Origin of the sequence: Bradyrhizobium sp. (genome assembly GCF_049586575.1) — a bacterium.
Lineage (GTDB): Bacteria > Pseudomonadota > Alphaproteobacteria > Rhizobiales > Xanthobacteraceae > Bradyrhizobium.
In genome coordinates, this window is record NZ_JBAVCF010000164.1 from 1 (window position 1) to 10,248 (window position 10,248).

At 62.2% G+C, this 10,248-nt stretch carries 12 protein-coding genes and 1 tRNA gene; 1 reads left to right on the plus strand and 12 read right to left on the minus strand.

Features of this window, described 5'->3' with window-relative positions:
• The 7 genes from WB528_RS06115 to WB528_RS06145 form a co-directional block, all read right to left on the minus strand.
• A tRNA-Pro gene (locus WB528_RS06115) sits at window positions 1–78 on the minus strand.
• Between the two features lie 118 nt (window positions 79–196).
• On the minus strand, window positions 197–772 hold the full coding sequence (locus tag WB528_RS06120; RefSeq protein WP_423887530.1) for a MerR family transcriptional regulator: 576 nt from the start codon (window positions 770–772) through the stop codon (window positions 197–199).
• Window positions 773–815: 43 nt separating this feature from the next.
• Window positions 816–1,142 (minus strand): integration host factor subunit alpha, encoded by a 327-nt coding sequence (locus WB528_RS06125; RefSeq protein ID WP_422254867.1) that lies wholly within the window; start codon window positions 1,140–1,142, stop codon window positions 816–818.
• A 131-nt stretch (window positions 1,143–1,273) separates the two neighbouring features.
• Window positions 1,274–2,251: a beta-ketoacyl-ACP synthase III gene (locus WB528_RS06130; RefSeq protein WP_423887531.1), complete on the minus strand. Its 978-nt coding sequence runs from the start codon at window positions 2,249–2,251 to the stop codon at window positions 1,274–1,276.
• On the minus strand, window positions 2,248–3,309 hold the full coding sequence (plsX, locus tag WB528_RS06135; RefSeq protein WP_423887532.1) for a phosphate acyltransferase PlsX: 1,062 nt from the start codon (window positions 3,307–3,309) through the stop codon (window positions 2,248–2,250). Before plsX ends, WB528_RS06130 begins: the two co-directional genes overlap by 4 nt.
• 237 nt (window positions 3,310–3,546) lie before the next feature.
• A complete protein-coding gene (locus tag WB528_RS06140; protein WP_423887533.1) occupies window positions 3,547–4,137 on the minus strand; it encodes a YceD family protein in 591 nt (196 codons plus the stop codon).
• A gap of 13 nt (window positions 4,138–4,150) precedes the next feature.
• Complete coding sequence (locus WB528_RS06145) at window positions 4,151–4,705, minus strand: ubiquinol-cytochrome C chaperone family protein (RefSeq protein ID WP_423887534.1); 555 nt, start codon at window positions 4,703–4,705, stop codon at window positions 4,151–4,153.
• Between the two features lie 107 nt (window positions 4,706–4,812).
• Here WB528_RS06145 and WB528_RS06150 point away from each other — a divergent pair, with 107 nt between their 5' ends.
• Entirely contained in the window at window positions 4,813–5,298 is a 486-nt protein-coding gene (locus WB528_RS06150) for an outer membrane protein assembly factor BamE (protein ID WP_423887535.1), read from the plus strand.
• 101 nt (window positions 5,299–5,399) lie between these two features.
• Here the strand turns inward: WB528_RS06150 and WB528_RS06155 are convergent, their stop codons facing one another.
• The 5 genes from WB528_RS06155 to WB528_RS06175 all read right to left on the minus strand — a co-directional run.
• Window positions 5,400–7,520 carry a sodium-translocating pyrophosphatase gene (locus WB528_RS06155; RefSeq protein WP_423887536.1) on the minus strand — a complete coding sequence of 707 codons (2,121 nt, stop codon included), beginning with the start codon at window positions 7,518–7,520 and terminating at the stop codon, window positions 5,400–5,402.
• Between the two features lie 60 nt (window positions 7,521–7,580).
• Complete coding sequence (thiL, locus tag WB528_RS06160; RefSeq protein ID WP_423887537.1) at window positions 7,581–8,732, minus strand: thiamine-phosphate kinase; 1,152 nt, start codon at window positions 8,730–8,732, stop codon at window positions 7,581–7,583.
• Between the two features lies 1 nt (window position 8,733).
• Entirely contained in the window at window positions 8,734–9,249 is a 516-nt protein-coding gene (gene nusB / locus WB528_RS06165) for a transcription antitermination factor NusB (protein WP_423887538.1), read from the minus strand.
• Window positions 9,246–9,743: a 6,7-dimethyl-8-ribityllumazine synthase gene (ribH, locus tag WB528_RS06170; protein ID WP_423887539.1), complete on the minus strand. Its 498-nt coding sequence runs from the start codon at window positions 9,741–9,743 to the stop codon at window positions 9,246–9,248. Before ribH ends, nusB begins: the two co-directional genes overlap by 4 nt.
• Window positions 9,744–9,811: 68 nt before the next feature.
• Window positions 9,812–10,248 (minus strand): riboflavin synthase (locus WB528_RS06175; protein WP_423887540.1); only part of this gene is annotated, 437 nt, incomplete at its 5' end.

The following is a 10,248-nucleotide window of genomic DNA, read 5'->3' on the forward strand; positions in this document are numbered from 1 at the left end:
TGGTCGGAGCGAGAGGATTTGAACCTCCGACCCCTAGTCTCCCAGACTAGTGCGCTAACCGGGCTGCGCCACGCTCCGATGCCGTTCCCTTAGCTTCGATCAGGCTTGCGCGCAAGGACGGCAATCGGGCAACCGAGCCCTTGGCCGATGGGTCAATTACCTGAGCCGAATCGCCCCGGCCCCCCCGCACCCGCTTTCAGCCGTCCTTGAGCGCGGTATCAAGCAATCGGCGGCAGGCGATCAGATCCTCCAGCACCCCCCTCAGGCGCGCCACATCGAACACCGGCACGAGCTCAGCAACGCCCGCGATCGCTTCTTCGTCCTCGTCGAAACTTTCGACCTCGCCCCGGCGGCCACGCTCGGCAAAGCGGGGGATTCCGCTTTCCCGGGAGCTGTCATAATCGTCGTCATCGAGGTCAAGCGGCGGAGCAAGATCGTCATCGTGTTCGAGGATGCTTTGGCCAACCACCTCCTCGATCGCGCCGAACGAGGCGACCGCGGATGCGTCCGCGAGCCGCTGGACCGATCCGATGCCGTGTTCCTTCAAAATGCGCTGCACGCCACGGATGGTGTAGCCTTCGCCGTAGAGCAGGCGGCGGATCCCCCGCAACAGGTCGACATCGTCGGGGCGGTAGTATCTACGGCCCCCGCTTCGCTTCATCGGCTTGATCTGGGAGAATCGCGTCTCCCAGAACCGCAGGACGTGCTGCGGAATGTCGAGGTCGTCGGCGACCTCGCTGATGGTTCGGAAGGCATCCGGCGCCTTGTCCAAATGCTCGCTCCTCTATCCTCGCGCCCTTGGAGTGAACGCTGGCCTAATCGGCCTTGCCGTTATTTCCGGCGCCATGACCGTTGATACGCTGCTTCAGGATAGCCGATGGCTTGAACACCATCACGCGGCGCGGCGAGATCGGCACCTCGGTTCCGGTCTTCGGATTGCGACCGATCCGCTGGCCCTTCTTGCGCACCATGAATGAGCCAAACGACGAAAGCTTCACCGTCTCGCCCTTCTCGAGGCAGTCGGTAATCTCTTTCAATACCAATTCGACAAATGCGGATGATTCCGTGCGCGATAGCCCCACCTTCTGGTAGACGGCCTCGCACAGATCAACACGTGTGACGGTTTTTCCGCTTCCGGTCATCGCCTGCCCCACTCCCGGCGAACAAATATTCGCTTCTGAAATTATGAGCTTACGTACTGATGGTCAACAGCCGTCCTGCCCTCTTAGCATGAAAGAAAGTCGCAAAACATCGGGTTTTATTTACCCCTCGCTCACCAACGGATCAGTACCGACCCCCAGGTGAACCCTCCTCCCATGGCTTCGAGCAGGACCAGGTCGCCTCGTTTGATGCGGCCATCGCCAACGGCTACCGCCAGCGCCAGCGGAATGGAGGCCGCGGACGTGTTGCCGTGCTGGTCGACGGTGAGCACCACCTTCTGCGGCGCAATATGCAGCTTGTGCGCAGACGCGTCGATGATTCTCTTGTTGGCCTGGTGCGGAACGAACCAGTCGATGTCGTCGGCGGTCAAACCGGTGGCTTCAAAAGCATCGACAATGACGTCGGTGATCATGCCGACCGCATGCTTGAATACCTCGCGCCCTTCCATCCTGAGATGACCGACCGTCTGGGTCGAGGACGGGCCACCATCGACATATAATTTCGATTTGTGCCGACCGTCGGAACGCAGATGGGTGGTCAATATGCCTCGGTCGGACGGTTGTCCCGGCTGCGGCTGGGCTTCGAGCACCACGGCGCCGGCCCCGTCGCCGAACAGCACGCAGGTGCCGCGATCATTCCAGTCGAGAATTCGCGAGAATGTCTCCGCGCCAATCACAAGCGCACGCTTGAATGCCCCGCTGCGCAGGAAATTGTCGGCGGTGGCGAGCGCGAAGACAAAGCCCGAGCACACAGCCTGCAAATCGAAAGCCGCGCCATGGTGGATGCCGAGCCCGTTCTGAACCGCCACGGCGGTCGCCGGGAAGGTATTGTCGGGCGTCGAGGTGGCGAGCACGATCAGGTCGATTGATTGCGCGTCGATGCCGGCATGGGCCAGCGCCGACCGCGCGGCGTTGACCGCCAAATGCGAGGTGAACTCGCCTTCGGCCGCGATATGGCGCTGACGAATGCCGGTGCGCTGGACGATCCATTCATCGGAGGTTTCGATCCGTGTCGCCAATTCAGCATTGGTCAGAATCCGCTGCGGCAGATACGAGCCGCAGCCGAGCACGACCGAGCGTATTGCAGTCACGTGACAGCCTCCTGAGTGGCGGACGCCTGGACCAGCGTGCCACCGTCGCGCTTAAGCATTTGATTGATCTTGTTGAGGAGATCGTACCTCGCCATTTCATAGCCAACATCGACGGCATAGGCAAAGCCATCGGCGTCGGTTCCACCATGGCTTTTGACGACAATTCCGTTCAGACCGAGGACTACGCTGCCATTGGACTTGTTGGGGTCGAGCTTGTCACGCAGCGCCTTGAATGCTGGCCTTGCCAGCAAATAGCCGATCTTGGAGAGCCAACGGCGCGACAGCGCCTCACGTAGAAACTCGCTGATCTGGCGCGCCGTGCCCTCGGCGGCTTTCAGGGCTATATTGCCGCAGAAACCTTCAGAAACGATCACGTCCGCCAGCCCCTTGCCGATGCCGTCGCCTTCGACGAAGCCGATGTAATTGAGCTGAGGCAGATTCATCGAGCGCAACAATTCGGCAGCCTCGCGAATCTCCTCATGGCCCTTGATTTCCTCGACCCCGATATTGAGCAGGCCGACGGTTGGCCGTTCCAGGCCGAACAGCACGCTCGCCATGGCACTGCCCAGCACCGCCAGCGTCACGAGGTGCTGCGCATCGCCACCGATCGTGGCGCCGAGATCAAGCACGACGGAATCACCCCGCGTAGTCGGCCAGATCGCAGCAAGCGCCGGCCGGTCGATCCCCGGCAGCATGCGCAGGCAGAACCGCGCCATCGCTGCCAGCGCGCCGGTATTGCCGGCGGATATCGCCACGTCGGCCTCGCCTTTCTTGACCGCCTCGATGGCAAGCCACATCGAGGAGTTCTTGCGGCCACGCCGCAATGCCTGACTGGGCTTGTCGTGCATGTTGACGACGACATCGGTATGGACGACGCGCGAAACCGCCTTCAACGCCGGTTGTTTTGCCAATTCCGCATCGATCACGGCTCGATCGCCGAATAGCAGAAACTCGGTGTCGGGATGTCGGGTCAACGAAATCGCGGCGCCGGGAATAACAACTGGTGCGCCGACGTCACCTCCCATGGCGTCAAGCGCTATTCGAACCTTTTGAGGCATGAACGTCCCGGAAACCCGATCTCTTTCGAACTTGAAATGCCGGCTGCGGAAGTCGCCGCGGTTGCGGCGATCGGCAAGTCGCGACACCGTACCAACCCGGGCCGCGACAATAGCGTTTCCCCGTGCCGACACAACCTCTCTCAAGCCGTTTGGCGGCAGAATCGAAAGAGCATAATAACACAAGTTATTTCAGACGTTTAAGGCTGAGTTCAGAGGATTGGGTTCCACCGAAAACACTCACCGACCCTTGTCATCCCGGGGGACCTTGGGGTCCTTTTTCGCAGGGCCGGGCTCACCGTCGGTCTGTAGCGCTTTCAACGCCGCAAACGGATGATCGGCAGGATCGATGGCTTCGACTGGCGGTTCGAACACGGCATCATTCCGGCGCGGATAAGGATCGATCGCGAGAAAGAGGACATCAGTAGCAAGCCGGCCAAGATCGATCACACCGTTGACGATCGGCTCCGGTGGATCGGGAATTTCCTCATCGTCGTTGGCAGCCTCTTCAGTCAAGGCCGACAGGCTCGGAATTTGCTCCGGAGGCGCAAACATCAGGTCGATCACCTCGTCAATCTCATTTTCGATGGGATCGAGCGTCACGACGCAGGTCTGCCCGACAAGCGCACGCACCGCGCCGGTGACGTGAACGCGCCCGCCGCTCTTGTTCTGCAGGTCGAACGAGGCACACGCCGAGACGATTTCACGCAATCCGGCGAGATCGGCCATCGCCCCGCGCGTCGCCTCGCTGGCTTCGAATGCGCGATGCAATCCGGTATCCGGTATCTGCGCCACAACAACGGGGACACGCCACGGGTCAGCAGGATTCATCGGGCATCACCCTTCAGGAATAGGACCCGCCTGCTTCGGCCGGGACAGGAAAAGTCCATGCGGCGGCCAGAAGCGCGGTATCGTCGATGCCACCGAGACGGGTCAACGCGGTCTTCGCATAGGTAGCAAGCCGCCGTGCGTTTTCCATGCCCTCCCCATTCAGGACATTCTTGCACAGCGCCTGAGCCAGCGCCTCGTCGTCTGCGGCAACAGCGGCATCGTAGGCTGCTGCGCGGCCATAAAAAGCTTCCCCAAAGGCCTGCATCCGCTTGGGAACGGTAAGATCGCCGACGCCCATTTCCCGCAAGTTGGCGTCCATATCCTCGCAGAAGCGATCAAAGAGCGCCTGCGAGACGTTGGCCGCCCCGGGCGCGGACCGAAAGCGCCGCAAAACCATCCACAAATGCAGCAGCAGCAGGTCGAAACGGCCGTCAACGGTATCGGACACCCCAAATGCCCGGTAGAACGACGGTTCTCGCGCCTGCGTCACGATCATGCCATAGATGGCCTCGATGGTGCCGCGCAGAGGCGCCCGGGGCTTGCTGAAGTGATTGAATGGCCAAAGCATTGTAGGTTCCGCCTGCGAGCCCGTCGGTCTCGCTTTTGTTGCAAACCAGCGCCCTGCCGGGTACGTCAAGGCCTCGCACGATGCAAGGGGATGGGACCCGTTCCGGGATGATCAAATCCAGTCTGACAAGCCCTGCGCGCAATTTCGCGGCGCGGTGGCGCGGGTTGCGGTCCACGGTAGCAGTCGTTCTGCTGTGTGCCGTTGTGGCCGGCTGCGGCGAGCAATTCCAGAAGGGCTATATCCTGCCGCCCGGCGCGCTCGAGCAAATCCCGATCGGCGCGAGCCAGGACCAGGTGCTGATCGTGATGGGAACCCCTTCCACCGTCGCCACGCTGAACGGCGAAGTCTTCTATTACATTTCGCAGCGTTCCGAGCGTCCGATCGCCTTCATGAACGACCGGATCGTCGATCAGCGCGTGATCGCGATCTACTTCGACAAGAACCGCCAGGTACGGCGGCTCGCCAATTACGGACTGAAGGACGGCAGGATTTTCGACTTCATCAGCCGCACCACGCCGACGTCGGGCCAGGAAATCAATTACATTGCGCCGCTGTTCAAGGCGCTCAATATCGGCCAGGGGCAGCAACAATAAGCCAGCGCCGGGCGTCCAGATCAGATCGGCCTCATCCACCTTTCGAATCAAAAACCCCCGCGCGTCGCAACCCGCGGGGGTTTTGGTCTGGGTCGCGCGTCTTAGTGGGCGAGGACCGCCAGTAGCAGCAGCGCCACGATGTTCGTGATTTTGATCATCGGGTTGACCGCGGGACCCGCCGTATCCTTGTAAGGATCGCCGACAGTGTCGCCGGTCACCGCTGCCTTGTGGGCATCCGAGCCCTTGCCGCCGTAGTGACCGTCTTCGATGTACTTCTTGGCGTTATCCCAGGCGCCGCCGCCCGAGGTCATCGAGATCGCGACGAACAGGCCAGTGACGATCACGCCCAGCAGCATCGCACCGACTGCGGAGAACGCCGCCGACTTGCCGGCCACGCCGCCGCCCGCGATCGCGTAGATCGCGAAGTAGACCACGATCGGCGACAACACCGGCAGGAGCGAGGGAATGATCATTTCCTTGATCGCCGCCTTGGTCAGGAGGTCAACTGCCTTGCCATAGTCCGGCTTGTCGGTGCCCTGCATGATACCCGGCTTTTCGCGGAACTGACGGCGCACCTCTTCGACGATCGCGCCGGCCGCGCGTCCGACCGCGGTCATGCCCATCGCGCCGAACAGGTAAGGCAAGAGACCACCGAACAGCAGGCCGACGACCACGTAGGGGTTGACCAGCGAGAAATCCGGGGTGACGCCCTTGAAGTAGGCGTGATTGGCAGCGTCGGCGATGAAGAACTTCAAGTCCTGATTATAGGCAGCAAACAGCACCAGCGCGCCGAGGCCGGCCGAGCCGATCGCATAGCCCTTGGTGACGGCTTTTGTGGTGTTGCCGACCGCATCGAGCGCGTCGGTGGACTTGCGCACTTCCTTCGGAAGGCCAGCCATCTCCGCGATGCCGCCCGCATTGTCCGTGACCGGACCGAAGGCGTCGAGCGCGACGATCATGCCCGCCAGCGACAGCATGGTAGTGGTGGCAATCGCGATGCCGAACAGGCCGGCGAGGCTGTAGGTGATGAGGATGCCGGCGATGATGACGAGGGCGGGCAACGCGGTCGCCTCCATCGAGATCGCAAGGCCCTGGATCACGTTTGTGCCGTGGCCCGTAACCGAGGCCGCCGCGATCGATTTCACCGGACGGAAGTCGGTGCCGGTGTAGTACTCGGTAATCCAGATGATCAGACCGGTCACGGCAAGACCGACGATGCCGCATTCGAACAGCGCCATGCCGGTGAAATCAACGCCGGCGAGCTTGTCGAAACCGATCAGGGTGTGGATCACGCCCGCAACGCCCACCAGAGACAGGATGCCGGTGGCAATCAGGCCCTTGTACAGCGCGCCCATGATCGACTGGCTCGCACCGAGCTTGACGAAGAAGGTGCCGATGATCGAGGTGATGATGCAGATGCCGCCGATGGCGAGCGGCAGCGTCATCATGTTGGCGAGGATCGGCGTCTTCGCGAAGAAGATCGCCGCCAGCACCATTGTGGCGACCGCCGTCACCGCATAGGTTTCGAACAGGTCGGCGGCCATGCCGGCGCAGTCGCCGACGTTATCACCGACGTTGTCTGCGATGGTGGCGGGATTGCGCGGATCATCCTCGGGGATTCCAGCCTCGACCTTGCCCACGAGGTCACCGCCGACATCGGCGCCCTTGGTAAAGATGCCGCCGCCGAGACGGGCAAAGATCGAGATCAGCGAAGCGCCGAAGCCGAGCGCCACCATCGCATCGATGACGGTGCGGCTGTCGACAGCAAGATGCAGCGAAAACGTCAGGAAGCCGAAATAAAGCGTGACGCCGAGCAGTGCGAGACCCGCGACCAGCATGCCGGTGATGGCGCCGGCCTTGAAGGCGAGTTCGAGGCCGCCGGCGAGCGAAATGGTCGCCGCCTGCGCGGTGCGCACGTTGGCGCGAACCGATACGTTCATGCCGATGAACCCTGCGGCACCCGACAGCACGGCACCGATCGCAAAACCAACTGCAACGAGGATTCCAAGGAAATAAGCGAGCAGCGCGAAGATCACGATGCCGACGAGAGCGATCGTAGCGTACTGGCGCCGCAGATAGGCCTGCGCGCCTTCGCGCACCGCGGCTGCGATTTCCTGCATCCGCGGATTGCCGGCATCGGCTTTCATAACCGACATGGTCGCCCAGATGGCGTAGACGATGGATAGCGCGCCGCAGAGCACGATCAACCATAATGCTGTCATTGAAGTTGCCTCAGATTTCTAAGAATGGCCCCACGCCACGGCCGCGATCGCGGCCGACGCTCAAAAAGCAGGCCCGCCTTGCCCAAAAGGGGGGCCTGAAATCGGCCGGGACCATGCCAAAATCGTATCCCCGGCGCAACGCCGTGGATTGCAAAAACGGTAGATTTCGAAAGGTATTTGCGCCGAAAACCGACCATTTTCACGAAATTCTTGGAAATGGCTGTAAGAGGTCCGCGCAAGCGCCAGTTCCCTACCTCTTGCGTCCAGAAATTTGGGGACGGCCAGGCCTGCGACAATGGTCCCGATCGGGCTTGCCGTGATCCCTGCGGTTTGGGCATCCCGCATGAACTCGTCGAACGCGTCGGCGCGAATCGCGCAGAGGATCTCGTAGTCATCACCGCCGGAAATGAGTGTCTCAATGTTGGCCGCTGAAGCGGCAAGCGCGGCCTTGGCAGCGGCCGATACCGGGACGGACGGAATATCGATCGCCGCCGACACGCCGGACGCCGCGCAGAGCTTCGCGAGGTCACCGGCCAATCCATCGGATACGTCCATGGCTGCATGCGCATGCGCACGGATCGCGGGCGCCAGCGCATTCCGCGGCTCGGGCACACGATAACGGCCAATCAGCATGTCCCGCGATGCGGCATCGGTGGCGAGCGCAGCCGCCACCTTGCCCTTCCGGAGAATGTCCAGACCCAGCGCAGCGTCGCCGATCGTCCCCGTGACCACCACATGATCGCCCGGCTTTGCGCCGTGTCGATGAACCATCTTGTCTTGGGGGACGCGGCCAAATGCGGTGACCGAAACCATCAACGGGCCGGGCGTCGATACCGTATCGCCGCCCAGGAGCGGGCAATTGAATGCGCTTGTGTCCTCTCCTAATCCGCGCGCGAAATCCGCAAGCCAGGCCTCATCAACTCCGCGCAGCGCCAAGGTCAGCACGAAACCCGCTGGCGTCGCGCCCTTGGCCGCGAGGTCGGACAGATTCACGCGCAGCGCTTTCTTCGCGATGGTGTGGGCAGGATCGTCGGACAGGAAATGGACGCCCTCGACGATGGCGTCGGTCGTGACGACGATGTCCTGGCCGAGACTCTTGAGAACGGCCGCATCGTCGGTCAGGCCGAACGCGCCCGGATCGGTCGCCAGCGGCTTGAAGTAGCGCGCGATCAAGGAATCCTCACCGGATGCGCCTGCACCGGAGGCTGACATGTCAGCCGCCAGTCCGCACGAATTCGCTGGCGCGGAACTGACGGGCGATCTGGTCGAGCACCGCATTCACCATGCCGGTCTCCTCCGCCTCGACAAAGGCATGCGCGACATCGACATATTCCGACACCACGACGCGGCCGGGAACGTCCTTGCGATGCTCCAGCTCGTAGGCGCCGGCGCGCAACACCGCGCGCAGGATGGCATCGATCCGCTTCAGCGGCCAGCCCTTCGCCAGCGCGTCGTCGATCAGGGGATCGAGCTTCGCCTGATCGCGCACCACGCCCGATACCACGTCGCGGAAAAACGCGGCCTCGGCGGGCAGGTACTTGTCGCCCTCGACTTCGCTGCCCAGCCAATGGCTTTCGAACTCGGCGAAGATGTCGTTGATGCCCGCACCCGCAATGTCCATTTGATAAAGCGCCTGCACCGCGGCAAGGCGCGCGGCACCACGCCGGTTGGCCTTCCGCTCCGAGCCCTTTGCGGGCTTTGTCGCCTGGCCTTTCTTGTCACCGCTCATGATCGCCGCTCGGCCATCCGGCGCTTGATCCGCAGCATCGCGAGCGCCGCGCGCGCAGCATCGCCGCCCTTGTTGAGTTCGGATGCGCGCGCCCTCGCCCACGCTTGAGCTTCGGTGTTGACGGTGATGATGCCGTTGCCGAGCGGAAATCTCTTTGCCACCGCAAGGTCCATCAGCGCCCGCGAGGATTCGGTCGAGACAATTTCGAAATGGATGGTGTCGCCGCGGATAACGCAACCAAGCGCGATCGCGGCATCATAAGGCTTGCCAGCCTTTTCCGCGGCTTCGATCGCAATCGCAATCGCCGCCGGAATTTCCAATGCACCCGGAACCGTCAAAAGGTCGTGGCTGACGCCGGCCGCCTTCAGCTCGGCGACCGCGCCTTCCAGGAGCGCGTCTTGGATGTCGTCATAGAAACGCGCCTCGACGATCAGCGCCCGCGCGCCGGAAATGTCGGTCTGGTCTTTCAACGGTGCGCGCCGCGCGTCTGCCATTCGTCTTGCCAATCAGAATAGAGTTGAGCCGCTTTTAGGCGCAGCCATCCGTAAAGCCAAGACCGCCCCTACTTCATTTCCGTCAATCTCGCCGCATAGCGGGCCATCAGGTCGACTTCGATATTGACTTCGCTGCCCGCGCGCCATGACGACAAGGTCGTCACATTGAGCGTGTGCGGGATGATCAGCACGGAAAAGGCCGTATCCTTGACCGTGTTGACGGTGAGCGAAACGCCGTCGAGTGTGATCGACCCCTTCGGCGCGATGAACCGCGCAAGTTCCCGTGTAGTGTTGAGCTCGAACCGCGCCATATCGGGCAGATTCTCGCGCGTCAGGACGGTGGCAATTCCGTCCGCATGGCCCGCGACGATATGGCCACCGAGTTCGTCGCCGATCTTCAGCGCCCGTTCCAGATTAAGTCTGGTGCCGATAGCCCAGTGCTTCACTGTGGTCAGCGAAAGCGTCTCGGCAGCGGCATCGACATCGAACCAGGTCTTGCCGTGCG